This window comes from Segatella salivae F0493, from assembly GCF_000477535.1.
Lineage (GTDB): Bacteria > Bacteroidota > Bacteroidia > Bacteroidales > Bacteroidaceae > Prevotella > Prevotella salivae.
Genome location: NZ_AWGW01000032.1, coordinates 53,433 through 77,940, shown reverse-complemented (window position 1 = coordinate 77,940; position 24,508 = coordinate 53,433). Strand labels below are relative to the sequence as shown.

General features: G+C 42.9%; 20 protein-coding genes. 9 read left to right on the top strand and 11 right to left on the bottom strand.

Features of this window, described 5'->3' with window-relative positions:
• Positions 1–10: 10 nt before the first annotated feature.
• The 7 genes from HMPREF9145_RS12075 to dut all read right to left on the bottom strand — a co-directional run bounded on the left by HMPREF9145_RS12075 (position 11) and on the right by dut (position 9,301).
• Entirely contained in the window at positions 11–1,261 is a 1,251-nt protein-coding gene (locus HMPREF9145_RS12075) for a DUF2264 domain-containing protein (protein WP_036907728.1), read from the bottom strand.
• The gene (locus HMPREF9145_RS12070; RefSeq protein WP_021826638.1) at positions 1,258–3,081 is read right to left on the bottom strand and encodes a heparinase II/III domain-containing protein; all 1,824 of its coding nucleotides are present in this window, start codon (positions 3,079–3,081) and stop codon (positions 1,258–1,260) included. The genes HMPREF9145_RS12075 and HMPREF9145_RS12070 overlap by 4 nt, the downstream gene beginning before the upstream one ends.
• 34 nt (positions 3,082–3,115) lie before the next feature.
• Complete coding sequence (locus tag HMPREF9145_RS12065) at positions 3,116–4,234, bottom strand: glycoside hydrolase family 43 protein (protein ID WP_021826627.1); 1,119 nt, start codon at positions 4,232–4,234, stop codon at positions 3,116–3,118.
• A 249-nt stretch (positions 4,235–4,483) separates the two neighbouring features.
• Positions 4,484–6,157, bottom strand: a complete 1,674-nt coding sequence (locus tag HMPREF9145_RS12060; RefSeq protein ID WP_021826731.1) for a murein hydrolase activator EnvC family protein — start codon at positions 6,155–6,157, stop codon at positions 4,484–4,486.
• Positions 6,158–7,063 (bottom strand): DUF4292 domain-containing protein, encoded by a 906-nt coding sequence (locus tag HMPREF9145_RS12055; protein WP_021826686.1) that lies wholly within the window; start codon positions 7,061–7,063, stop codon positions 6,158–6,160. It abuts the gene before it with no gap.
• 3 nt (positions 7,064–7,066) lie between these two features.
• The gene (locus HMPREF9145_RS12050; protein WP_021826738.1) at positions 7,067–8,848 is read right to left on the bottom strand and encodes a tetratricopeptide repeat protein; all 1,782 of its coding nucleotides are present in this window, start codon (positions 8,846–8,848) and stop codon (positions 7,067–7,069) included.
• A gap of 18 nt (positions 8,849–8,866) precedes the next feature.
• On the bottom strand, positions 8,867–9,301 hold the full coding sequence (dut, locus tag HMPREF9145_RS12045) for a dUTP diphosphatase (RefSeq protein ID WP_021826624.1): 435 nt from the start codon (positions 9,299–9,301) through the stop codon (positions 8,867–8,869).
• 103 nt (positions 9,302–9,404) lie between these two features.
• Here dut and dgt point away from each other — a divergent pair, with 103 nt between their 5' ends.
• Positions 9,405–10,742 (top strand): dGTP triphosphohydrolase, encoded by a 1,338-nt coding sequence (dgt, locus tag HMPREF9145_RS12040; protein ID WP_036907722.1) that lies wholly within the window; start codon positions 9,405–9,407, stop codon positions 10,740–10,742.
• Between the two features lie 485 nt (positions 10,743–11,227).
• On the opposite strand, the gene HMPREF9145_RS12035 is transcribed toward dgt, so the two are convergent.
• Positions 11,228–11,770, bottom strand: coding sequence for a beta-class carbonic anhydrase (locus HMPREF9145_RS12035; RefSeq protein ID WP_021826652.1), 543 nt, complete (start codon positions 11,768–11,770; stop codon positions 11,228–11,230).
• Between the two features lie 193 nt (positions 11,771–11,963).
• Between HMPREF9145_RS12035 and HMPREF9145_RS12030 the strand changes: the two genes are divergently transcribed.
• From HMPREF9145_RS12030 to HMPREF9145_RS12020, 3 genes are all read left to right on the top strand, one after another.
• Positions 11,964–14,108: a M3 family metallopeptidase gene (locus tag HMPREF9145_RS12030; RefSeq protein WP_021826711.1), complete on the top strand. Its 2,145-nt coding sequence runs from the start codon at positions 11,964–11,966 to the stop codon at positions 14,106–14,108.
• A 37-nt stretch (positions 14,109–14,145) separates the two neighbouring features.
• Positions 14,146–15,534, top strand: a complete 1,389-nt coding sequence (locus tag HMPREF9145_RS12025) for a DUF5687 family protein (protein ID WP_021826673.1) — start codon at positions 14,146–14,148, stop codon at positions 15,532–15,534.
• Positions 15,535–15,680: 146 nt separating this feature from the next.
• Positions 15,681–16,382, top strand: a complete 702-nt coding sequence (locus HMPREF9145_RS12020; RefSeq protein ID WP_021826689.1) for an ABC transporter ATP-binding protein — start codon at positions 15,681–15,683, stop codon at positions 16,380–16,382.
• A 55-nt stretch (positions 16,383–16,437) separates the two neighbouring features.
• Here the strand turns inward: HMPREF9145_RS12020 and recO are convergent, their stop codons facing one another.
• On the bottom strand, positions 16,438–17,160 hold the full coding sequence (gene recO / locus HMPREF9145_RS12015) for a DNA repair protein RecO (RefSeq protein ID WP_007134724.1): 723 nt from the start codon (positions 17,158–17,160) through the stop codon (positions 16,438–16,440).
• 218 nt (positions 17,161–17,378) lie between these two features.
• On the opposite strand from recO, the gene rpsT reads away from it, so the two are divergent.
• The 5 genes from rpsT to HMPREF9145_RS11985 all read left to right on the top strand — a co-directional run bounded on the left by rpsT (position 17,379) and on the right by HMPREF9145_RS11985 (position 23,068).
• Complete coding sequence (gene rpsT / locus HMPREF9145_RS12010; protein ID WP_007134725.1) at positions 17,379–17,633, top strand: 30S ribosomal protein S20; 255 nt, start codon at positions 17,379–17,381, stop codon at positions 17,631–17,633.
• 608 nt (positions 17,634–18,241) lie between these two features.
• The gene (gyrB, locus tag HMPREF9145_RS12000) at positions 18,242–20,212 is read left to right on the top strand and encodes a DNA topoisomerase (ATP-hydrolyzing) subunit B (protein WP_021826722.1); all 1,971 of its coding nucleotides are present in this window, start codon (positions 18,242–18,244) and stop codon (positions 20,210–20,212) included.
• Between the two features lie 69 nt (positions 20,213–20,281).
• Positions 20,282–21,211 carry an alpha-L-rhamnosidase N-terminal domain-containing protein gene (locus tag HMPREF9145_RS11995; RefSeq protein WP_021826672.1) on the top strand — a complete coding sequence of 310 codons (930 nt, stop codon included), beginning with the start codon at positions 20,282–20,284 and terminating at the stop codon, positions 21,209–21,211.
• Between the two features lie 82 nt (positions 21,212–21,293).
• Positions 21,294–22,157 carry an AraC family transcriptional regulator gene (locus tag HMPREF9145_RS11990; protein ID WP_021826737.1) on the top strand — a complete coding sequence of 288 codons (864 nt, stop codon included), beginning with the start codon at positions 21,294–21,296 and terminating at the stop codon, positions 22,155–22,157.
• 125 nt (positions 22,158–22,282) lie between these two features.
• On the top strand, positions 22,283–23,068 hold the full coding sequence (locus HMPREF9145_RS11985; RefSeq protein ID WP_052026776.1) for a DUF481 domain-containing protein: 786 nt from the start codon (positions 22,283–22,285) through the stop codon (positions 23,066–23,068).
• A gap of 44 nt (positions 23,069–23,112) precedes the next feature.
• Here the strand turns inward: HMPREF9145_RS11985 and HMPREF9145_RS11980 are convergent, their stop codons facing one another.
• A complete protein-coding gene (locus HMPREF9145_RS11980) occupies positions 23,113–23,715 on the bottom strand; it encodes a DUF3109 family protein (protein WP_021826693.1) in 603 nt (200 codons plus the stop codon).
• Positions 23,716–23,842: 127 nt separating this feature from the next.
• Positions 23,843–24,505 (bottom strand): uracil-DNA glycosylase, encoded by a 663-nt coding sequence (gene ung / locus HMPREF9145_RS11975; protein WP_021826675.1) that lies wholly within the window; start codon positions 24,503–24,505, stop codon positions 23,843–23,845.
• Between the last annotated feature and the right edge of the window lie 3 nt (positions 24,506–24,508).

Sequence of the window (24,508 nt, the reverse complement as noted above, 5' to 3'; positions counted from 1 at the left end):
TATCTATGTTTTACCACTTATCACGCGTTTGAATATTATCACCCCAACGATGATCTTTTGGGAAAGGTTTCCCATTCCAAGCCTTTACTTGTGTCCAAGGCTGTGGAGCGTCTGTCCAAAACGGATGATTAGCCGGGAGACCTAAAGGCATAAAGGAGAGCGAAGTCATGTAGAGTGAGCCATTGTTTGTATACCAATCGGCTGTCTCGGGTTGCGAACCACAGAATCCTATCGTAAGAAATCCTTTCTGATTATAGTTATTTTGATGGTCAAACATGCGGTGCATCACTTGTGTTAAGGCCGCTCTGACCTGACCATTGGAGAGTTCTTTCGGCATCTTTTGATACCAAGCTAAGAGTGCTAAGGGTTGCATGGCAGCAAGACGATAGGGAGTTGAGCGTCCAATTACAGGGAAAGTACCTTCTGGAGAGATAAATCTTTCTAAGATAATGGCATACTTCTGAGCTCGCTTTAAGGCACGATCGAAGTACTTGTTATAGTCTATTCTGGTATTTACTTTGGCATCAATCATAGCCTGAAGTGTCTCAAGATACATCGCATGAAACACGTAACTACTATAGTAATCAAAGGCAAAGACTGGGCCATCTGCATACCAACCATCTCCAACATACCATTCTTCTACCTTGCGACATGCCATATTTACGCGGAAGTTATCACATCCTCCACCCGCCTTTGCAAGGAAGCTTTCTATGGTAGAAGCAAAGAGAAGCCAGTTCGTATAGGGTGGATCTATGCGACGAAGTCTTTGAAATTCCTGGAAGTATCGACGTTTAGTTAGACTGTCAAGTGGCTGCCATAGTGTGTCATAGGCACGCAGAAAACTCTCTGCAATGTATGCCGCGTCAACGAGATTCTGGTCAGAAACGCCCCAACATAGATAGTCGGGAGAAGATGGATCAACGGCATTTCGGTAGCTTGCTAAAGCCCAATCACGAAGCTGTTTGCGTTGTTTGGCCTCGTCAGAACCATCATCTGGCAGTGCTAACCAGGGTGCAATTCCGGCCATAAGTCGCCCAAAAGTCTCCATGAATACTACCTTTCGGTTTCGATTATCGAAGCTGGGACTGAACTCAGTCAACATGTTTTGTTGCAACTTTCCATAGGCCATATTCTCTAAAACGGGTCGAGCCATCTTGTAAGCTTGGCCTACCCAGTAGTCGCGGTCACATGGTTTTGGATTCTTTGCAAAGCCTTCTATGCATGCGAAAAGCATGAGAAGAACGATTAATCTCTGTTTCATTTCAAGGTATATTTAATGTTATTTATCAGTTGTTTTGAATCGATTGTCATCACAATACGATAGAGATTGTCTCCCCAAACCTTGTGTAAAAGAGAGTCCATCTTACTGCTAATGTCTTCTATTTTGATGGTAACTTGTTGATGAGGATAAAGGAGTTGGTTTTCTCCAAGCTGCAAAACACCACGTCGAATCATGACAGGTTGCACTGGTGTTAAAAGCATAATGCGTTGTGGTTGCATCCATTTGTCAAGCTGATAATGCTCATTTATCTCGATGGAATCGCCTCTTTTTAAAGACAAACTACGCTTCCACGTCTTCACTTCTGCCTCTTTTGGGTAGGCTGAAGCAATATCCATTGCAAGCGAAAATGGCTCATATTGCACCTTAGTTGCATGGTAGTTAGCACCCTCATGTTGGTCAAAACCATTTATTTGTGGTAGGTTATGATAGGCTGATTGCATTGTCCATATCTCGTAACGCTTAGCAGAAAAGGTGGCTGAAGTGTATTCACCCACCCCAGGATCAATAAGTAATGGTCTTGCATTGGCATAGACAATAAACGATCCAATGTCGTTATGATTATGGCTCTCTCCATTTGTTCCACCCTTCATTGCGACATAAAACGTCTTATGATTCTTAAGCTTTCGCCGCGCCGTCATTATCTGAAGATTAGGTAACCAGACGCTTTCGAGCTTGGGTTCACACGGCTTTTCACTTTGCAGTTGACGCAGTTTTGTGAGCAGAAATAACTCACGTCCGAGTGTAGGAAAGTTGCCACTACCTGCAAAAAGCTTTGCCGGCTGTCGGAAAAAGCCTTGTTGTTGCGCTATCCATGCAGCGTAACGGCGCATAGTTATGTCGTCAGTCCACAAAGCAAAAGGATAGAGAACGTTGAGTTGAACGACTGCATGATTGTCGTGAGCATCGGCAAAGTTCACGCAGAAACCATTGCCTATATACATCTTATATATGTAGGATGCCATCGCCTTTACTTTCAAATTAGAGGCAAACTCCTTAGTAGTTAGTCCGAAACTTTCCATCAATTCGATGCAATCAAAGAGTGAACCTGCGGCACGATCCCAATAGAAAGTGCCTTCATCACAACCTCCATCATTCGGATATCCATCTATAAACGTCTGCAAAGCTGCCTTAATTTGTCGGATGGCTTCACGTTTCTTTGTCTCGTCTTTCTCACTTATCAACACTGCAGTTAGCCAGTTAGAACAAATCCAAGGCGTCCAGTTCATGCGACTATGTTTCCACCAATAGTTTGTGTTTAGTGCGGGATTAAGCAGTCGTTTGTCGATTTCTTTATCAATCCTTTGCTGCATTTCGTCTCCTAATCTGTCTGCCAACATGTAACGAATCCACGCAACTAACCCTGCTGTTTCGGCATTAAAGAGGTCAACAGTCTGGTCACTTTCCTTTGGATAATCAGGCCCATAATGTGCCGGAATGCCCCACCATGGTTCACCAAGAAGGTTATTCAAGCCTGCAATTAAATCGGGAATAAAGCGCCCTTTGCCTTCAATAATCTCACCCATTGCTATTGCTGCGAGCTGTGTTCGCTTTTGAAAACAAAGTTGTTCATAGTGTGTTCGGTTTCCCTTATGCCTAAATTCACCGAAAACAGAGTCAGGAATTGAGGCCCAAGGCCTACCCAAATATTCATTGGCATAGGCGATATAGCTTTGCCGCATGACCTCAGGAACAGCGTCTTTCCAATAGTTTGACGTGCCCGTTGGCAGCATTGTCTGCGCATGAATCATAGAACTCGTCAGACAAACAAGGGTTAGTAGTATCTTTTTTAGTGTTATCATGTTTGATGATTTGAAGTCGTTTAAGCATCAAAGGCTATGGTTTTAGCGTCCAACGCTCTATCCAATGGATAACAGGTTGTTGCTTTTCAAACGTTATTGGCAGCCAAATATATCGGCCATCACTCGGGTGATTAGGTCGCCAAACGTCTGCCATGAAGACATAACGGGGCTTCTTTCGTGTGCCCAATGAGATGACATAAGTTCCTTGACCGCCAAAGGTGATGTTAGCTTTCGGCCCCCGACATGGACTACTTACTTGTGTCCAAGGTCCTTCTATGCTATGCGCGAAGAACATACGCGCCTTATTTGGCGCCCAACCTGTACATCCGCTGGTGATCAACCAGTATGTATCTTCGTGCTTAAATAAGGCAGGTGCTTCGTTCTGTCCACCCGGATCAACGCGCCAGTAGCGGCCCGTGTGATGAAGATAATCGTCAGTAAGTTCTGCAATTTGAATCGTAAGGTTGTCTTCCGAAGCATAGATGTGATAGGCCTTTTGATTGTCATCTACAAACAAGGTCTGGTCTCTTGCCATCTGACCATGGGCTAAATCGCGGTCAACAAAAAGTCCTTTACCAATGAGTTCGCGCCATTCGGGAGTCCACCAAGCCATTTTTAGGCCCGCGCTATAGGTCGTACAATCGAGTGATTCGGGGAGATTCACAGGGCGAATGCCGGGACACGAACGCGAAGAATAGAGGAAAGTGTAAGGTCCTTCGGGCCGTTTGCTCACAGCAACTCCATAGCGTGCTGCCGCATAGCCATGTCCTTTGCGTTCCAAATGAAACCACATGACAAATTGTTTTGACTTGGCATTATAGATCACTTTTGGTCGTTCGATGATGCAACCACGCTCAATGTCACTGCCTTTTTCGTCAGATACGGCCAACGCCACACCGCAATAAGTCCATGAGTTAAGGTCTTTCGAGCGATAACAAGTAACCCCCACCCTTGCAGAATTAGTCGAATCGGCCTTATGTTCACCGAACCAATAGTATGTTTTCTGATATTTCATGACACCACCACCATGTGCATTGATGTGAATACCACGGTTGTCGGGCCATAATTTTCCTGGAAAGATATCGGCTTTTGCTCGTAAACATCCAATGATAGAGAGCAGAAGAGTTAATGATATGAGATAGGTTTTCGACATATAGGTTTGTTTTGGCAGATGCTTTTATGGGGGCTTAGACTATGATGTATGAGGAACGACAAAATCGCTCAATGGATATGGTGCGAGGTCTTAGGTTTACTGGCAAAATGATTTCAGGCATATTAGTCGATGATTTGAGGCACTTTATCTCATATTTCCTATGGTTTTATCGTGTCATTCCATTCAGTTTAAAAAGTCGTGTGTAGCAAACAAGCTGCCACCCTTAGTGAAAGGGGGCAGCAAGTGCTTTTATCTTCCTAACCATGCTTCAGGATTTAACTTTGCGGTTTCCTTGCGAAGCTGGAATTGAAGGATGTTATCTGAGCCAACAACACCAAGTGTTTGTCGGGTACTTACCTTTTGTCCGCGACTCACACTGACTGACCGCAGGTTGCAATATACCGAGATGAAGGCGCCATGTCGCACCATAACAACCATACTTCCGGCATAACCGAAGACGGCACTAACCTCTCCATCATAGATGGAACGAGCCACACAACCCGGATTTCCCTTTATGTTTATACCCTTATTGTCAAGGGTCACGCCGTTCAATCCCGTCACATTATATTGTCCGAAGTGGCTAACTACCTTATAACTTCCAGAGATTGGCATCGGCAACCGACCGCGGTTAGCCTCAAAACCACCACTAATCATGCGGTCAACGGTAGATAAGTGTTCGGCGTCATCCGCCTGTTTCTTCACCTCCGCGAGTTCCTTCTTTTGTCGATCAGCCTCAACCTTTGCCTTTCTTTCAGCAGCTTGACGCTGTGCTTCCGCCTCTCTTGCAGCCTGTTCTGCACGTTCTTTCTTCTCCGTTGCAGCCCTTGCAGCAGCCTCTGCGGCAGCTTTCTTCTTGGCTTCATCGGCAACTTGCTGTGCCTGTCGAGCCGCTTCAGCCGCTCTTGCAGCCGCTTCGGCTTCAGCTTTCAAGCGTGCTTCCCGCTCTTTTGCCTCCGCAATGCGTCGTTCATTCTCTCTTGCTGCGGCCTCTGCAGCAGCTTTTCTCTTGGCCAACTCAGCTGCCCGGCGTTGTGCGGCGGCTTTAGCGGCGGCCTGACGCTTAGCTTCTTCTGCAGCACGTGCACGTGCTTTCGCCACCTCTTGTGCCACTAATCGGTCAATCTGTGCATTGAGAGCAGCATCCTTTTGACGTTGTTCGGTGATGATTTTCTGTATCGTTTTCTGTTGATTTTGCAATGAAGCAACCACCTTTTTCTGTTCATCCTGCTGACCTTCAAGTGCTTCTTTCTCTTTCTTTCCTTTGTAAAGAAGATTACTTTTCTGTCCCTTCACCTGCTGAAGTTGCTTGTGTTTGCCATCCACTTGAGCCTGTTTCAGCTGCACCATCTGCCCTTGTGCCTTCTGAAAGTCGGCATATTCGCGCACAAAACGCAAGCGGCGGTACATCTGAGTGAAGGTTTTCGCCGAGAAGATAAACATCAACTTGTCTTGAACGGTCCTGTTATGAGCGAGATAACGCATAGACTTTATATACTTAGTCCTGCGATCTTGCAGTTGCTGTTCAAGCGTTTGGAGTTGTGCTTTGAGGATATTGATGTTCCCATTGATATGGTTTATGTCGCTTTCTATACCGTTAATGTTCTTCTGTCGCTCATCAATCTGCGAGTTAAGTGTAAGCAAAGTGTTGAGTCTTTCTTTCACATCAGCTTGATTTTTGCGTAAAGCCTGCTCTTGTTCCTTTATCTTTTTCTGGATGAGAGAGCGTTGTCCTTGCAGTCCTCGGATAGAGGCGTTGGTATAAACAACAGCGTTTTTAGTGGTCTTTACTTTCGTTTTTGCTGTTTTTTTTGAAGGTTTTGCTTTCTGTTCCTGCGTGGGACGTTGCTTTACGGCAGTCTTTTTCTGTGCCGACACATTACATGTCAGCAGACCAATCAATAGGATGAATACAATCTTTTTCATTTAAAACGTCATAATTTTGCCCAAGATATCGTTGGTTTCTATCCTTTTATATTTGCTCGATACAGTCGAGTTGGCATCCCAGTTGTCTTTCGTTGTCACCTCGTCCATGTCGAGTGTCACACGAACCGTCTTCTTTTGACGCATTGCAGTGGTAGTAAACGTGAAACTTTGTTTGGCAGGAAACCGCTTAACGCTTACGTTCATGAAGTTTGAATAGTCCCAAATGAGCGTAGAATTACCATGTTGTTGGCTTCTATATGCTACCTTTGTTTGGTCTATAATGCCACTCTGCTTGTTGGCATTCCACACAAAATCCATGTTGCCTTGATGCAGTGTGATAGGCGTTGTTGTGCCGGTGGTCTGCAAATTGGTTTCAAATTGGTGCAAGGAAACCTCGCTTAGACGGTCTGTTCCCGGTAGAAACAGCTGATTCCAAAATAGCGCTTGCAGACTATAGAAGTTCAATCCGTTGTTCTTTAAGAAGTCTAATTGGTTGTAATCTGCCTTGACATATTCCTTATGTAGACGGTCAATAACAAGTACATAGTTAGGAGTGAACTCCAATCTACCTACTTCTGTGCCCAACAAAGGAATGAAAAGTTGAATCCGAATAACCACATTCTTGCGCATACGAAGTGCTCCTGTCGCTGTGATATTCTTGTCTCCAATCACCAAATTAAACTTCATGTCACCCACAATATTCTTTGCATACACAGAGTTATCAGCCACTTTCTGTAAGAAAGCAAGCCTTTGCATTTCCGTGTTTGTGCCTGTTCTTGACGTCGTTACAGTCGTTGTGGTTGTTGCATTCGTTGTTTTCACAAGATTTTTCTTGGCTCCACATGCCGCAAGTAACATTGGTAAAGCCAATAAAACAAGTTTATTGTATTTGAATTTTGTTTTCATCTGTTATTTGATATATTTCTTTAAACGAATCTTTTTCTCAAGGATTGCCGTGTTTCCACTTCCAATTTTGAGTGCTTTATGCCAGTAATCAAGTGCTGTTTTTATGTCACCTAACTTCGCATATACATCGCCTGCATGTTCCCAAATGACTGAATTCTGGATGGAATCTGTATCGTTTTTGATAGCTAAATCGATATAGATCTTGGCCTCAGTATAGCGCTTTTGCAGGAACAATATCCATGCATACGTGTCGAGATATGTGGCATTTTTCGGCTCAGCTTGTACCGTTTTATAACTCATTTGCTCGGCTTTTTGCAGGTCATCTCCATTGATACTAAGGTAATAAGCATAGTTGTTCATGCAGTAAATATTATCACTTTTGTACGCCAAACAGCTGTCGTAAGCAGCATAAGCCTCCTTAAACTTATTCTCTTTCTGTAGATAATCGCCCATGATTGCATAGAGTTCTGCCACCATATTCCTATTGGATTGGTCGGTCACATGCCTCATTCCTTTGCGTATAGTCGCGACAACTTGCTTCGTGTTTTCAAGCTGAATATAAGCTAAACTCATGAAATAATAGTAGCTCATTTCATTCGGATCATAAGCCAATCCCATGTTACTTAGTTGGATAACTCGCGTGTAATCTTTCGATGACCACACGTCTTGTAACAACTGAATTCGAGCCCCTTTGTTGTCTGGATCAATGCTTAAGAGTTCAACAAGTGCACTATCTACTTGTGCCGTTGGCATCTTTTTTAAAGACATATAGGCTGCTTTCAGTTCGGCAATCGCTGCATCTTTGGGACTAACCTTCAGCACTTCATCAAACATTTTCAGCACTTTCAGACTGTCACCTCCCGTTTGTTCATTCGACTGAATGAATTGTCTTATCATGCTTTGCTTTGTCTTTGAGTCACTCTTATCACTCAAAAGGATGCGGTTCATAATAGTCTTTGCCTGCAAACTATCATTTACAGACACGTAATAGTCATACATTGCAGCGAGTGCCATGGCGTTATTTGGCTCCTCTTTCAATACCCCTTGGTATAGTGAAAAGGCTTCTTTCTTGCGGTCATTCTGCATGAGCCAGTTGCCTGTCATGACTCGAAAGTTCGGGTCGTTAGGGTAAGTTTCGCACAAGTTTTGTAGCGCTTTATAAGCTTGTTTCTTGTCACCTTTGAGCTCATATACACGCACTTTAGACAATGTTATGCCTTCACTATTACCCTCGTTTTGCTCTAATCGTTCAATCGTACGCAGCATATTATCGTAGTCTTTCTGCTGATTGTAGAGCTGAAGTAGCACTTGAAGCACATCCGAACGGTCGCCATGACGCTTCACTAACGCTTCATATACATCAATAGCCTTGGCATATTGCTGTGCATTAATATAGTTTTCAGCCAATTGTTCCTGATAGTCTTCATTGTCAGGAGATAGCGCATGAGCCTTAATCAAATAGAAAAGGGCCAACGAATCGTTTTTCTTTTCCGACTCAAATGATGCCAAATAATAATAGGCTTCAGCGGCATCAGGATTGAGTTTGATGCATTTTTGCAATAAACTATAGGCAGAATCATTCTTGCCGGCAGCCTCTGCAAGTATCGCATCCAAGAACATTGTGTTGTAACGCACGCTGTCTTCATAGCTCAATGAAGTCGTTTTATCCGATTGAATCGATTTAATTGCTTGCTTTTCGCGGTTAGCAAACGATGGGATTACTGCTGTTGCAGCCACCAAAACGATAGCTGTTACGACTATAAATTTATTGAATGACGATTTCAAAGCAATGTAGTTTTATTTTTATTTCACTCCAGTATGACCGTAACCTCCTGCTCCTCGCTCGGTCTCATCTAATATATCTACCGGTTCAAATGAGCCTTGTTCATGGCGCGCTATAACCATTTGAGCAATACGTTCGCCATCGTTGATGACAAAATCTGTATCAGAGAAGTTCACAAGTAGCACCATAAGTTCTCCACGATAGTCTGCATCAATGGTACCAGGAGTATTGAGTACGGTGATACCATGCTTCAAAGCGAGTCCACTTCTCGGTCGAATCTGCGCCTCAAATCCTGCTGGTAGGGCGATATACAAGCCTGTAGGAACAAGCTGACGCGCCATGGGTTTGAGCGTAATGGGACTGTCGATGTTGGCTCTAAGGTCCATGCCTGCACTCTGAGATGTGGCATATTCGGGCAAAGGTTGATGTCCTTTGTTTACTACTTTTATTTTCATTATTATTCCTTATAAGCCACAAAAATACGCAATTCTATGCAGATAATGTTATTTTTCAGCTTAAAAAGAAAGAAAATCCATGTTTTTACATTATATTTGTCGCATGAACTGGCTACAACTTATCAGTAATAAGAGGCTCGGACAAGAGCACCGTCATGCCGAAAGACATGATGATCGATCAGAATTTAAGCGTGATTATGATCGGTTAATCTATTCAGCTCCCTTCAGAAGATTACAGAATAAGACGCAGGTTTTCCCTCTTCCGGGCAGCATCTTTGTACATAATCGGCTCACACATAGCTTGGAAGTGTCGAGTCTCGGGCAGTCTTTGGGGAATGATGTATGCAAGCGTTTGAAGCTGAAACATCCTGAATTGCAAAACACTTTGTTTGAAGAGATTGGCACAATCGTTAGTGCTGCCTGCCTCGCTCACGACATGGGGAACCCTCCTTTCGGTCATTCGGGCGAGAAAGCCATACAGACTTTCTTCACCGAAGGAGACGGAAAGCAACTTAAAACCATAGTTTCCTCGCAGTTTTGGAACGACATTTCACACTTTGAAGGCAATGCAAACGCGTTTCGATTACTAACACATCGTTTCTTTGGAAGACGTCAAGGAGGTTTCGTTATGACTTATTCCATGTTGGCAAGTATCGTGAAATATCCCTTTTCAAGCAGTCTTGCGGGGGCACATGGAAAGTTTGGTTTCTTCGAAAGTGAAGCCAAAGATTATTGCAAAATCGCCGATGAATTGGGCTTAATTCGCTTATCTGAGCCCGGAGAACCATTGAAATTTGCTCGTCATCCGTTAGTTTATCTCGTTGAAGCTGCCGATGATATCTGCTACGAAATCATGGATATAGAAGACGCCCACAAGCTAAAGATCTTATCGTTTGAGGAAACTGCCAACCTGTTATTAGGCTTCTTTGATGACGAAATGCGTGGAGAAATAAAGAAACGCATACGGGAAGAGGAACTAACGGATGCCAATGAACAGGTTGTTTACATGCGTGCAAGCGTCATCGGTAAACTTGAAAATGAATGCGTTAAGACCTTTGTTGAACACGAAGATGAAATCCTTCATGGCACGTTTAAAGGCAGTTTGATTGATAATATCGCACCACTTCAGCGCGAAGCCTATCATCGTTGTACGCAAATTTCATATCAAAAAATCTATCATAGTAAGCCTGTTCTCGACATAGAACTATCGGGTTATAAGATTATGGAGACGCTAATGCGCGTGTTTGTTGAGGCGGCTGTCAACCCCAAACGATTCTACTCTCAACAACTTATCCGTCGTGTCAGCAGCCAATATGATATCCATAGCGATAATCTTGAAACGAGAATCATGGCTGTTATCGACTTTATCAGTGGCATGACTGATGTATATGCGCTCGATATCTACCAGAAAATTAATGGCGTTGCGCTCCCCATCGTGTAGTGGATAGACGCTGATAGCGGGGTGGGTAAGTAGAGATAAAGCCTCACCCCCAGCCCCTCCCCGAAGAGAGAGGGGAGTAATTACCCTTAGAAATGGAGGAAGTTGTTTTGGGGGTAATTGGAGATATCAATACGGATGATATTAAAAGGCAAAATGATTTGAGGCAAATGAGCGTGTAATTTGACTCATTTCACACGATGAAATGGTGCAAATTAATCGATGAAATGGCGCATTTTGTTTTATCAGATGGCACACATAAGAAAATGATGGATAAGAGAAGAAAAGAAAATGGCGGGCAAAAGGAACGATGAAATCGGCCTTTTTAACTGACAAGCGCCATCTTTTTAAGATGCAAGAACTATCCCTTCAACATGCAAGCGCTATCTTTTTAACTGACAAGAACTATCTCTTCAACATGCAAGAACTATCCCTTCAACAGATAAATCTCATCATTTCATCGATTTACAGATAGCAATAGCGAACGCCTATCGACACTCTTCAAGTTGCCCTGTGACTGAATTGATAATGAAACCACGCACAATCACATCGGTGGGAACAAGTGGATGGCGACGTATAGTGTCAACCGTTTGCCGTACAGAAGAGGCGGTATCATGGAATCCTTCAAGCCATTTGTTTAGGTCAATCCCGCAATGTTGGATGGTTTCAAGCGTCTTTTCATCGATTCCTCTCGCAAGAATGTGTTCACGAAAGGCCTCAAAACTCATGTGGCATGCACCGCATTCAGTGTGTGCAATGACCATAATCTCGCGCACATCCAATTCATAAATGGCCACCAACAGACTGCGCATGGCCGAATCAAAGGGAGAGATGACAAGCCCACCTGCATTCTTTATCAGCTTCGCATCACCATTTTTAAGTCCTAAAGCAGCAGGAAGGAGTTCGGTAAGTCGCGTATCCATGCACGACAACACAGCCAAATGTTTATCTGGATACTTTGAAGTAATAAACTGCTCATAGCCTTTTTGCTCAACAAACGTTGCGTTGTAGTTTAGAATTTCATCAATCATCATCTTGCATTTTGAGTATAACAATGTTGCAAAGATAAGGATTAAATTCTGAAATCAAAACTTTCTTTCATTCTCAAATAAGCGTTTTCTTGTTATGAATTCATATTGTTTGTGACATTTTATTTTGCATTTTGTATAGAAAACGCTATTTTTGTAACCGATAACATGAAATTAATCTCAAAAGAAATAGACAATGAAAAAGATCCAAGCAGCCCTCAAACACACGCTATTAACAGCTGGTTTGGCCTCTACCATGACTCTTTCAGCCTCAGCACAACAGGCGAATGAAGACGCAAGACCCAATCCTCTGTTGGTTTATAGCGACTTAACTTTCAAAGCACCAAAGTTTGATTGGATTGAAGAAACCGACTATCAGCCAGCACTTTTAGAAGCTATCAGTATGCAACGCGAGGCAATCAACAAGATTGTTAACAACAAAGCGAAGCCCACTTTCCTGAATACCATTGTGGCTTTTGAAGAAAGTGGTAAGATGCTTGACCACGTTTCAAGTGTGTTTTATTGCTTAACGAGCGCTGATAAGACGCCTATTATAGCACAAACCGAAAAGGAAATGACGCCCGTTCTTACCGATTGGGAAAACAAGATTACGTTTAACACAAAGCTGTTCAACCGCATCAAGTACGTCTACGACCACGAACGAAGCAAACTTAAAGGTGAGAACTTGAAACTGTTAGACGAAACTTATAAACAGTTTGTACGTTCTGGCGCCCTACTTTCACCCGAAAAGAAGGCAAGAATGGAGCAAATCAACAAACGTATTGCCGAACTTCAACAGCAATGGGGCACGACTTTGACCGATGCAACCAATCATGCGGTGGTATGGGTGAACAGCAAAGACGAACTGAAAGGACTCAGCGAGGCAGACATTGCGCAATGTAAGAAAGACGCAGAAAGCCGTGGTGGCAAGGCGCCTTATTGCATTGTGATTGTCAATACCACTCAACAGGCCATACTAACAAACTTGGAGAACCGCGACTTACGCCGCAGAGTGTTTGAAGCTTCAGTGCATCGTGCCGACGGAACAGGTGAGTTTAACACCTATCCCCTTGTAGTTGAGATAGCAAAACTACGCGCAGAGAAGGCTAAACTCATGGGATATAACAACTATGCAGCCTATTCTTTGGAGAACACTATGGCCAAAACGCCAGAAAATGTCTATGCTTTCTTGAAACAACTGATTGCATCTTATAAGCCAAAAGCCGACGAAGAGACGCGTGAAATTCAGGAGTTTGCACGTGAAACCGAAGGTAAAGACTTCACGCTTCAACCCTATGACCGCTTCTATTACTCGGCAAAGATGAAGAAAGCGAAGTATAACTTCTCCGAAGACGACGTCAAACCTTACTTCAATATCGATAGCGTTCTCGTCAATGGAGTGTTCTATGCCGCGCACAGAGCCTATGGATTGTCGTTCAAAGAGCGTAGAGACATCCCCACATATCATAAGGACATGCGTGTGTTTGAAGTCATAGACAAAGACGGAAAGCCTTTAGCCTTGTGGTATTGTGATTACTTCCGTCGCCCCACTAAACGTGGAGGAGCATGGATGAGCAGCTTTGCTAAGCAGAGCAAATACCGCAAACAACAACCTATTATATATAATGTGTGCAACTATGCAAAGGCACCTGAGGGGCAACCTACACTCGTAACATGGGACGAAGTGACTACAATGTTCCATGAATTTGGCCATGCTTTGCACGGGATTCTATCCAATTGCGAGTATAATTCGCTAAGCGGCACGGCCGTAGCACGTGACTTTGTCGAGATGCCTTCACAGTTTAATGAAAGCTTTGCGAGTCTACCTGAAGTGTTTAATCACTTTGCTCGCCATACTAAAACAGGTGAACCGATGCCCGAAACCCTAAAAGAAAAGATGCTGAACTCTATCAATTTCCAACCTGCTTACGCACTCGGTGAGAACTTAGGAGCCACATGTATTGACATGGCTTGGGCCATGTTGCCAGAGAAAGACATTCCAACGGCCGACAAAGCTGACGCTTTCCAGCAGCAAGCGCTTAAGGAAGTAGGACTATTAGACACACAGATTCCGCCACGATATGCAACTTCTTACTTCAATCATGTATGGGGAGGAGGCTATGCAGCGGGTTATTATAGCTACTTATGGACTGAAGTTCTCGCTGACAATATAGCCACTTGCTTTGCTAAACGCGGTGCGCTTGACCCAAGAACAGGCCAAGATTTCCGTGACAAAGTACTCAGTCGAGGCAATACAAAGGACCTCATGCAGACGTTTACTGACTTTACTGGTCTTAAATCTCCCGACACTTCAGCCCTTCTAAAGGCAAGAGGCATGTAACAACGAGCATTAGTTGAACGATTAGTTAAGATTGAAGATGCTGAAGATTCTTCTCAAATTATGGTGGATACAGAAGCGAAGAACGTTTGATTGGAAGCGTTTAGGGCTCTTTATCTACATGATGTTGTGTGTTATTGTGGGCTTAGGTGCAGGCTATTGGCAAGCAGGAGGTGAGCTTGACCAACTCACTTCGCGAGGCGGGATAGGGCTAATCATAGTCCCATTTGTGGTGATTTTGTCTCCTTTAGAGCTATGGATGAAGTTGCTCTTAAAGACAGATGCCGCAGGAATGGATGACTATTTGCGCTCCAAACCCATTCCAAAGGCCACATGGAATCACTTCCTGCTCGTGACGAATCTTGTTGATTATCTCAATTGGTTCATTCCCGTCATGGTGCTGATCATAGGCAAGACGCTCATGCCGATAGGCTATACACTTCTTGCTTTCTGCCTATCTCTGACACAAAACTTTGCAGATGGCTTGATGATTACAGGCGTTAGAAAGGCTCAAGGATGGGAATACAAGCTGCCATTATGGTTGATACTGCTCTTCTACTATTGCATTTCAGCGCTCTTTATGATATTTTTCATGCACTGGTTAGGCGCCATCGGCAGCACCATTGCATGGTTTTTTATCACATTAGGCTTTGGAATTAGCATCTATGTCTACCTTTGTTACGTCAAACATTACAACGAACAACGCAGTCAAACATCAAAGGTGGGCCGCATTGGAGGCTCATCTCTCTTCAGTATGGAGTATATTTCACTGCTTCGTTCAAAGCGATTGCTCAGAGGAGAACTACTACTTTTGGGCGTCATGTCACTGCAAGCATACATAAGAAGCATGGGAATGGACCCTGATAATGACTTAAATGGGGTTGAAGGCATATATGTTTTTATGACTATTATGTTCTCTTCGCTCATCTTAGGACAATGGGTTTTCTCCATAGAGGGTAACTTCTTTCACGGACTTATGACGAAACCCATCTCGGTTTTCGACATGCTTTGGCGGAAGTTTTGGTTCTTTATACTCCTAAATCTAACGGCAACTCTGCTGCTTGTTCCAGGCATATTCTTAGGCTATTGGTCGCCACTGATGGTGTTATCTGCATTTATTTTCTGTGCAGGAGTAAACCTTTTATACATGCCAACAAGTCTTTTCTCGAAGCGAATAGACCTCTTTAGCTCGGCATTCTTCAACTATCAAGGAGCCAGTATGGGTGTGAACGTCTATGCGTTTGTTATCATCATCCCGATTTTTATCTATATTTGTCTCATCGTTTTCATTGACAACACGCTCGTTGTTGATGCAATTCTCTCGGCTATCGGATTGATAATGCTGGCTTTTTCGCGCCCATTCATCCAATGGGTAGCCCATCGTTTCATGGCTAAAAAATACAAACGAATGGAGGATTTCATGAAGTAAAGAGCACTATCTGTCCTTCCCCAGGAGGGAAAAAGCGCCTTATGACACTCCCAAAAGGAGGAGAACAGACTCCAAAGTCTACCCTCTTTTTGAAGCGTTTGCATGAGTTGAGGTTATTATAAACTACAAAATATGAATTAAACAACATGGATATAGAAATCAAAGACCTAAAAAAGGTGTATGAAACTCACACCGTTGTCGACATTCCTACACTCGACATACACAGCGGAGAGCTTGTAGGGCTCGTTGGAAATAATGGGGCCGGCAAGACAACCCTCATGCGATTGATACTCGACTTGATTCAAGCCACCGAAGGATATGTTATGAGCAATGGCATGAAAGTAAACGAAAGTGAAGCTTGGAAGCAATATACGGGCTCGTTTATTGACGGCCGTTTCCTCATCGACTTCTACACTCCAGAGGAATATTTCACCTTCATTGGCAATGTATATGGCTTGAGTAAGGACACGGTTGATGAGCGGTTGGCAGCTTATAACATTCTAATGCACGATGAAATTCTGGGTACTAAGAAGTATATTCGTGACTTTTCAGAAGGCAACCGACAAAAGATTGGCATCATAGGTGCAATGCTTATCCACCCGAAAGTACTTATTTTGGATGAGCCTTTCAATTATCTTGACCCGTCATCTCAAATCCATATTGCCAAGATGATACACACTTTCTGTCAAGAAACGGGGGCAACCGTCATCCTGTCAAGCCATAATCTAAACTTTGTTTCAGACATTTCGTCTCGTATTCTGCTATTGGAAAAGGGACAACTCATCAAGGATTTGAACAACAAAGAAGGTGAAGCGATGACCGAACTTGAGGCTTATTTCGGGGCATAAAAGGCGATATTATTGAACAATGTGCTGCACATCGTTGCTCAAAAAGGCATTGCAATTAATACAATTCCTTTAATACCTGCAAGGATTTCAATTCCGGAAACTTTGGAATATGCAGTTGATAATAGGTTAAAACGATATCACAAAAGCGGTTTCTATCGGCACGTGACATCTTAAAAAGGTGCATATTGGCATAGTCCATGCGTGAAAATGTGGCAACAAGTGAGGCATCTTGCGAAGAAAGAAAATCGTGATGAGACGGCAATGTGCTTGTAAAACAACCATTACGCATATCAAAACAACACCCTTCTTCATAATCTTCGAGGTTGGGATAAAAGCCAAGAAAGCGCAATAAATGAACGATATATACGAGGTGAAAGTTAGAAAACCCTGTATCACATCGGTCAAGCCATTCGATGCTTGAAACGATATAATTGAACAGATGAGTATTTTCCTGCTCGCCATGTGTGGCATAAGAAGTCAGTTCGGCAAGGAAAAAGCAAATCGAAAGCTTAAGCGGCTCAAAAGGTATTGAGCCAAACGGATAGGCAATCCCTACGTTGTTGAACGTCTGAATGTTTGTCTTTTGTCGATAATCATATTCGATTTCAAGCACAGAAAAAGGCTGAAAATACTGCTTTTTAATCTTTGCTTTCGGTGAGTTTACAATGCGGACAGCAAACGATATGCGTCCCTGTTGCTCGGTAAATACATCAACCATCAGCTTGTTTTCACCGAATTTAAATGCATGAAGCACTATAGCCTTCGTTTTCATCAACATAGATGACAAAGTTACATGAAAAAGATGAAAAAACAACCCCATTTGAAAAATATTTCAAGAAAAGTTTGGTTGATTCGAAAATTAACGCTAACTTTGCACCCGCAAAATAGCCACATGGTCCCTTCGTCTATCGGTTAGGACGAGAGATTTTCATTCTCTAAAGAGCAGTTCGACTCTGCTAGGGACTACAAGTAAAATAAAATAGAAGGAAACAGAAGATGGCAAATCACAAATCATCAGTCAAAAGAATACGTCAGACAAAGACAAGAACGTTGCATAATAAGTACTATGCTAAGACGATGCGTAACGCTCTTCGTAAGCTTCGCACGCTTTCTGACAAGGAAGAAGCACTTAAGTTGTACCCAGTTGTACAGAAGATGCTCGACAAGTTGGCAAAGAACAACATCATTCATGCAAATAAAGCTGCTAACCTTAAGTCTGGTTTAGCTCTACATATCAATAAGCTCGGCTAATCAAGCAAGGCTTATTTATAGATAAAGGTCGTAATTCTAAGGGGAATTGCGACCTTTATTTGTTTATAAAAGTATAGTATTGAGAAAACAAAATACTGAAAAACACGATAGAAAGCATATCAGAATCGACTTCTGTAAGCACGCTATTGCATAGCAATATCATCTCATTAACGCTATAAAGGGAGAGCAACAAAGCCTCTCCCCCAGCCCCTTGCTTTCCTCGTTTCGCAGGCTTCACGAACAGCGACCTATGGTTCCCCGAAGAGGGAGGGGAGTGGTTAGTCGTGGAAATGAAGGGGATTGTTTGTGGCTTAATTAGAAGTGTTGACATTGTTAATAATTAAGAGCAAACTGATTTGAGGCAAATCATCGTGCAAAATAAGGCACTTTACTGTGTAAAATAAGGCATTTTACCATATGAAATAAGGCACTTTATCGTGTAATATGACGCATTTTGCATTGCGATTCAACACTTTTTTGCAGTAGTTTTCATTCATCATGAAATTCAACTTATAACACCTTATCCATTAAAATATTTTAGCGCATAAAAGTTTCTCTATCTCTTAGTTTTTTAGTATCTTTGCAATTAAATCACATTCTAAGAATAAATGGCAGAAAATCAAAACTCCGAGGCAAGTTATTCCGCCTCGAATATCCAAGTCCTTGAAGGTCTTGAAGCTGTTCGAAAGCGTCCAGCCATGTACATTGGCGACATTAGTGAGAAGGGACTTCACCATCTTATTAACGAGACAGTGGATAACTCTATCGACGAAGCAATGGCAGGTTACTGCACAGATGTTGAGATTACGCTCAACGAAGACGGTTCCGTCACGGTAGAAGACAATGGTCGTGGTATCCCCGTTGATGAGCATAAGAAACTCCATAAGTCTGCACTTGAGGTGGTAATGACCGTACTTCACGCTGGAGGTAAGTTCGATAAAGGCTCTTATAAGGTAAGTGGTGGTCTGCATGGTGTGGGTGTTAGTTGTGTGAACGCACTTTCTACTCACATGCTTTCTCAGGTATTTCGCGACGGAAAGATATATCAACAAGAATACGAAAAGGGTAAACCGCTCTACCCAGTAAAGGTGGTTGGCGAGACAACTAAACGCGGAACACGCCAACAATTCTGGCCCGATCCCACCATTTTCACTACAACGACTTACAAATGGGATATAGTTGCCAGCCGAATGAGAGAGCTTGCATATCTTAATGCGGGTATACGCATCACACTAACAGATATGCGTCATGACGAAGAAGGCAAGATTCGACAGGAGGTTTTCCATGCTAAAGACGGACTAAAAGAGTTTGTTCGCTACGTAGATCGCCATCGCACACACCTCTTTGACGATGTGATTTATCTGAAAACTGAAAAGCAAGGCATCCCAATTGAAGTGGCAATTATGTATAACACAGACTATTCGGAGAACATCCATAGCTATGTTAACAACATCAATACCATTGAAGGAGGTACCCATTTGACTGGTTTCCGCGCTGCTTTAACACGTACTTTGAAAGCGTATGCAGACGCTGAACCAACCATTGCAAAGCAAATTGAGAAGGCAAAGATAGAGATTGCCGGTGAAGACTTCCGCGAAGGACTCACTGCAGTGATATCCATTAAGGTGGCAGAGCCCCAGTTTGAGGGACAAACTAAAACCAAATTGGGTAACAGTGAGGTTTCAGGTGCCGTACAACAAGCCGTTGGTGAGGCGCTGTCAAACTACTTAGAGGAACATCCTATCGAAGCAAAGAAGATATGCGAAAAGGTTGTTTTGGCCGCCACTGCACGCATTGCAGCTCGCAAAGCACGTGAAAGCGTTCAGCGAAAGAACGTCATGACAGGTGGTGGTTTGCCTGGAAAGCTGGCCGATTGCTCTAATAAAGACCCCAAGGAATGTGAGATATTCCTCGTCGAGGGAGATTCAGCGGGAGGGTCAGCAAAGCAAGGTCGTGATCGTTATACACAAGCAATCCTTCCATTAAGAGGTAAGATTCTCAACGTGGAGAAAGTGCAATGGCATCGTGTTTTCGAAGCAGAATCGGTGATGAATATCATTCAAAGTATCGGCGTTCGCTTTGGAGTTGAGGGCGAAGATGACCGAGAAGCCAACATCGATAAACTGCGTTATGACAAGATTATCATTATGACCGATGCCGATGTCGATGGTTCTCACATCGACACGCTTATCATGACACTCTTCTATCGCTTTATGCCGAAGGTAATAGAAGACGGACATCTCTACATCGCTACACCTCCTTTATATAAGTGTACCTATAAGAAAGTCAGTGAATATTGCTACACAGAACAGCAACGTCAGGCTTTCATTGATAAGTATGTTGACGGAAAAGAGGACGACAAGGGACTGCACACACAACGTTATAAAGGTTTAGGTGAGATGAATCCCGAGCAACTTTGGGAGACAACTATGGACCCAAAATCACGTCTGTTGAAACAAGTGACCATTCAAAATGCAGCAGAGGCTGATGAAATCTTCTCCATGTTAATGGGTGACGACGTTGAACCTCGCCGCGAATTCATAGAACAAAACGCTACGTATGCAAACATTGATGCTTAACATTTGATAGGTATCAACAACTCATAACTCCCTCTCCTCCTTGCAGGAGGGGGATTTTTAATTTCTGATATGGCAAAATTCGTATTAGGTTTCCTCTTGTTTTTGCAGACGCTTTGCCTGCAAGCACAAGACTTTCTGCCACGATGGATTGGCACACCTGTACCTGATTCCACCTCACAAGTGTGGTTTCGGCAGACCTATCATTATGCCATCAGACCACGATTTGCAATGCTTGAGGTCACAACGACAGGCTATTTTGACCTCTATATCAATGGTTATAATGTGTCGACTGACGTCAGAATGCCTTATCGTGAGCATCAAAATGACGACCATCCTATTAGCCTTCGTTTCAATGTCACACGCTTTTTGCAGAACGGAGACAATACGATTGGCGTGTGGTTTAGTCCCACCTATCCCCATATCCAGCCCAAACAGATAGCTGTTTCCCTTTATGGAAGAACATCAGACGACCAACCTTTCAGTCTCGTTACAGACAGTAGTTGGCTCTGTCGAAAGGCAAACGTGAGCTTAGATACAACACTTGATGAAGTGTTTGATGCGCCTGATGAGAGTCAATCGCAATGGAACATGGATGAATTTGCACCTGCTTGCTGGACCGGAGCTATTGAAACAAAGCCCGAAGGATATCAACCCGTTGAACAAAGGAGAGTTGCTTATCAAGCCGAATGTATCAAAAAGGTTCTACTTCCAGCCTATTATGTGGTAGAAGGTGATACAACCTGTTATGAGTTTAACACCGGATTCGAGGGCTATGTGCGTGTAACCATGCGCGATGCTCACGTGAAAGAACAACTCAATATCAATGGGTTGGGCTATCAATGTGACGGAAAAATGGATGAACAAGCCTATAGAAAATTCACCCGACGCACATTTAGAAACGTTTGGATTACAGGCAATTCATGGTTTCAAAACAATCAGATTCAACGCTTAGAAGGCATTGAAACCGGCACACATCTACATCAAAGTTGGAGTGAATAGATGCCTTTCTTGTAAAAAATTGATAGTCTTCACCACTTTTTCCTTATCTTTGCAGCAAATGATTTAACTATAAAGGCCTTGTATGATAGATTTAAGCATCGGCTTCTTGCTAAGCTATAACGAAGGAAGCCATATCAATGAAGATCTTCTTTTGGTTAATAACATCGCCGACATGCCATTATCTAACGAGCCAGGTAAAGTCGATTGTCTCTTCCTTGGCATGTGTACTTCGGGTATTGGTAAATACACTTTGAACACTATTGAGTATGTACTTCAGCCACGAGATCTATTGATTGTCAACCCCGGAGAAGTCACAAATAACTATGAATGGAGTACAGATTTCAAGGGAGTTGGTATCATTATGTCTCGCGATTTCTATCGAAAGGTGATCTCAAATATACACGAATTATCTTCTCTTTTCCTATTCGCGAGGAATCATCCTGTATGCGAACTTGAGATTAATGAAGTTGATACAGTCGGTAAATACTTTAGTATCATCAAGCAAAAGCTTGATAACATTGACCATCATTTCCGCGAAGAAACAGTTAAACTATTGCTCCAAGCGCTCATCTTTGACCTTAGTAACGCCATATTCCGTATTCAAAAATACGATAAACACATTCCAACGCGCATGGAAAAGATATTCTTTGACGATGTAAAAATGGTCGAAGCGAACTTCCGTTCAGAGCGTCGTGTCAACTGGTATGCTAAGCAAATGAACATCACTCCTAAGTATTTGTTGGAAGCAGTAAAGACGATTAGTCACCGAACTCCTAACGAATGGATTGATTATTACATGGTACAAGAACTGCGAGTGGCATTAAAGAATTCCGTGAAGAGCATCAAAGAGATTGCTGATGAGCTTAATTTCCCCAACCAAAGTTTCATGGGAAAATACCTTAAAGACCATGTAGGTGTATCGCCTTCTGCCTATAGAAAACGATAGGAACAAGCCAAAAGAAAGAATAGAACAATAGAAATTTAATCCATTTATAATAGCAACGGAAGAGCAAAACAATGATATTCAGGACACCAGCTACCACATTTTATAACCTACTTAACCCTCAATTAATGGTAAGAAGATCACTTTTCATGCTCTTTATTCTCATGGTTTGCACAACAACAAAAGCGCAAATGCTTTTCTCTGAGAACCTAACGATGAATATAGATAGCACAAAGACCATACAAGGTTCATTGCAACCAGACCTCGATTTCAAAACAGAAAAGGAGAATGTACTAACAGTTAAGAACACAGCTAACCTCAATGTGCTAATCAAAAAGAGCCATATCATCAACTTTATCAACAAGTTAGAAGTCTCTACTTACGGGCGAAAAGTCACCGTAAGTGGGGGTTATGTGCACATGGAATACCGCTACTTACTGGATCAAGCCTTTGAAGTTTATCCCTATGCAGAGTCACAATGGGCGGGAAGTAGAGGCATGACATTCAAACTTTCGTCAGGAATCCAGTCACGCTATCGGTTTATTCATTCCGACCATTGCCTGTTGTTTGCTGCTGTTGGCCTCTTTTTTGAGTTCGAAAAGTGGCAATATCCTGACCCTCCTGCAGGCATAAGTGACAACGCTTACAGCCGAAGCATCAAGAGTCATCTTTCATTTAGCTTCAAACATACTATCAATGAACACTGGGATTTGACAACAACCGTAATCCATCAAGCTAAGCCTGACAGCTATTTCAAAAGCGCTCGATTCGGTGGAGCCGTTGATTTGGCCTACCATATCACGCCACATATCGGCATCAGAGGAAGCTATCGACTCATCTATGACACTGCTCCTATCGTACCAGTACGCAAAGATTATACGAATGTTGATGCGGGAATAGACATCAACTTCTAAGCGAAAATCAGAAGAAAGAATTAAAAAGGAAGAATAATATGCGTTTAGCATTCTACTAAACGCTCTATTTCTTCCGCAGCATTACATAGTTCTTGATACCATTCTTCACCGAATTTGCGAATCAAAGGACCTTTCAAAAACTTATAAACTGGCAGATTCAACGCCTCACCTTTCGTCACCGCATCTTTACAAATGGCCCATTTGTGGTAGTTTATACCTACAAGTCCATGCCCAAACTCCTTTGCTCTAATGGGATAAAGGGCACAAGAAATGGGCTTAACAAAATGAGTTCTCCCTGCGCGATAAGCGCGTTCGAGGGCACAAAGGCAACAATCTTTCTCATAACATGTAAAGACACAGTCCTTGCCCCCAACGATACTTGTCACTAAATCGCCTTCAACATCAGTATAAGCCACGCCTTGTTTGTCGACAATGGCTTGCGCAGAAGCACTCATATCACCCCAAACAGCATCCAAAACATCCTCTATCCGTCCTATCTCTTCAAGCGAAACAGGCGCTCCTGCATCCCCTTCCACACAACAAACTCCCTTGCATTGTTCTAAATCGCAACAGAATTTCTCAGTGATTATATCGGGAGAAACCAACACGTTTCCCACTTGAATAATATGTAAATCCTCTTTATTCATAATGTTGTTTGCAGTAGATGTCAGCCTCTGGCATTAGTAAAGATACTCAAAAATGACATCCAAAGTATGATAAAAGAACGATAAACCTCCACTCCTTTCCCTTTAAAGCGCGTCAGAGGAGAGTCTCTTACCAGTCTATTTCCTTTTTCCCAATCTTCTTTAAATAGGCATTACACTGAGAAAACTGATGGTTTCCAAACCATCCTCCGCGGTTCGCTGAGAGCGGAGACGGGTGTACTGATTCTAAAATTAGATGGCGATGAGCGTCTATTAAGTATTTCTTACTACGCGCAAATCCACCCCATAACATAAAAACAAGCCCCTCTCGGTTGTCACTTAAGGCTTTAATTGCAGCATCAGTAAACGTTGACCAACCGAGCCGTTGATGGCTATTGGCCTCATGGGCACGCACCGTTAGCGTGGCATTCAGCAACAAAACTCCCTGTTTAGCCCAACGAGTGAGATCTCCATTCATGGGGATTAGTTTGCCTAAATCTTGCTGAATTTCCTTGAAAATATTAACAAGTGAAGGAGGAATCATTACCCCTTCGGGCACAGAGAAACTCAAACCCATGGCTTGTCCCTGCTCATGATAAGGGTCTTGACCTATGATTACCACCTTCACTTGATGGAAAGGGCAAAGGTTGAAGGCATTAAAAACCAAATTCCCAGGAGGGAAACATGTTGCATGTTGATATTCCTCATGCACTCGTTTGGACAATTCCACAAAATAGGGCTTGTCAAATTCCGACCCAAGATAAGGCTTCCAACTTTCTTCAATCTTTACCATCAC

What these genes read in the sequence shown, in the direction of transcription:
- HMPREF9145_RS12075 (WP_036907728.1), bottom strand. Translation starts at nt 1,261, where the DNA reads ATGAAACAGAGATTAATCGTTCTTCTCATGCTTTTCGCATGCATAGAA.
- HMPREF9145_RS12070 (WP_021826638.1), bottom strand. Translation starts at nt 3,081, where the DNA reads ATGATAACACTAAAAAAGATACTACTAACCCTTGTTTGTCTGACGAGT.
- HMPREF9145_RS12065 (WP_021826627.1), bottom strand. Translation starts at nt 4,234, where the DNA reads ATGTCGAAAACCTATCTCATATCATTAACTCTTCTGCTCTCTATCATT.
- HMPREF9145_RS12060 (WP_021826731.1), bottom strand. Translation starts at nt 6,157, where the DNA reads ATGAAAAAGATTGTATTCATCCTATTGATTGGTCTGCTGACATGTAAT.
- HMPREF9145_RS12055 (WP_021826686.1), bottom strand. Translation starts at nt 7,063, where the DNA reads ATGAAAACAAAATTCAAATACAATAAACTTGTTTTATTGGCTTTACCA.
- dut (WP_021826624.1), bottom strand. Translation starts at nt 9,301, where the DNA reads ATGAAAATAAAAGTAGTAAACAAAGGACATCAACCTTTGCCCGAATAT.
- dgt (WP_036907722.1), top strand. Translation starts at nt 9,405, where the DNA reads ATGAACTGGCTACAACTTATCAGTAATAAGAGGCTCGGACAAGAGCAC.
- HMPREF9145_RS12035 (WP_021826652.1), bottom strand. Translation starts at nt 11,770, where the DNA reads ATGATTGATGAAATTCTAAACTACAACGCAACGTTTGTTGAGCAAAAA.
- HMPREF9145_RS12030 (WP_021826711.1), top strand. Translation starts at nt 11,964, where the DNA reads ATGAAAAAGATCCAAGCAGCCCTCAAACACACGCTATTAACAGCTGGT.
- HMPREF9145_RS12025 (WP_021826673.1), top strand. Translation starts at nt 14,146, where the DNA reads ATGCTGAAGATTCTTCTCAAATTATGGTGGATACAGAAGCGAAGAACG.
- HMPREF9145_RS12020 (WP_021826689.1), top strand. Translation starts at nt 15,681, where the DNA reads ATGGATATAGAAATCAAAGACCTAAAAAAGGTGTATGAAACTCACACC.
- recO (WP_007134724.1), bottom strand. Translation starts at nt 17,160, where the DNA reads ATGTTGATGAAAACGAAGGCTATAGTGCTTCATGCATTTAAATTCGGT.
- rpsT (WP_007134725.1), top strand. Translation starts at nt 17,379, where the DNA reads ATGGCAAATCACAAATCATCAGTCAAAAGAATACGTCAGACAAAGACA.
- gyrB (WP_021826722.1), top strand. Translation starts at nt 18,242, where the DNA reads ATGGCAGAAAATCAAAACTCCGAGGCAAGTTATTCCGCCTCGAATATC.
- HMPREF9145_RS11995 (WP_021826672.1), top strand. Translation starts at nt 20,282, where the DNA reads ATGGCAAAATTCGTATTAGGTTTCCTCTTGTTTTTGCAGACGCTTTGC.
- HMPREF9145_RS11990 (WP_021826737.1), top strand. Translation starts at nt 21,294, where the DNA reads ATGATAGATTTAAGCATCGGCTTCTTGCTAAGCTATAACGAAGGAAGC.
- HMPREF9145_RS11985 (WP_052026776.1), top strand. Translation starts at nt 22,283, where the DNA reads ATGGTAAGAAGATCACTTTTCATGCTCTTTATTCTCATGGTTTGCACA.
- HMPREF9145_RS11980 (WP_021826693.1), bottom strand. Translation starts at nt 23,715, where the DNA reads ATGAATAAAGAGGATTTACATATTATTCAAGTGGGAAACGTGTTGGTT.
- ung (WP_021826675.1), bottom strand. Translation starts at nt 24,505, where the DNA reads ATGGTAAAGATTGAAGAAAGTTGGAAGCCTTATCTTGGGTCGGAATTT.